This is a genomic window from Halorubrum sp. SP3 (assembly GCF_005435195.1).
Taxonomy (GTDB): Archaea; Halobacteriota; Halobacteria; order Halobacteriales; family Haloferacaceae; genus Halorubrum; species Halorubrum sodomense.
The window spans coordinates 1-333 of the sequence record NZ_SGTU01000501.1 but is presented as its reverse complement, the minus strand read 5'-3'; the positions used below and the strand labels follow the sequence as shown (position 1 = coordinate 333).

Genomic DNA, 333 nt, shown 5'->3' with positions numbered 1-333 from the left:
TTGATCCCCACGTCGGCGTCGAACTCGTCGTCGGCCGCGGCCGCCTCGGCGCAGGCGGCCTCGAAGTCGGCGAAGTCGAAGTACTTGTTCACGCAGTCGTGCCGGACGCGGTCGGTCGCGGTTTCCAGGCCGACCGCCACGTCGGTCGCGATGCCGTGGTCCGCGAAGTCGGCGATCTTCTCGCGCTCGACGAAGTCCGGCAGCGACTCGACGACGATCCGGTCACGGTCCGCGAACGTCTCGGCGATGGCTCGCCGGGTCTCGGCCGGCACCTCGCGCTCGTCGAGGAAGGAGCCGGAGGTGTAGATCTTGATCAGCTCCGCCGGCTCCTCG

Annotated in this window: 1 pseudogene; it reads right to left on the bottom strand. The window is 69.4% G+C overall.

The features are described from left to right. Positions 1 to 333 (bottom strand): annotated as a pseudogene (locus EXE42_RS17400) (TIGR01210 family radical SAM protein); the annotation flags it as partial.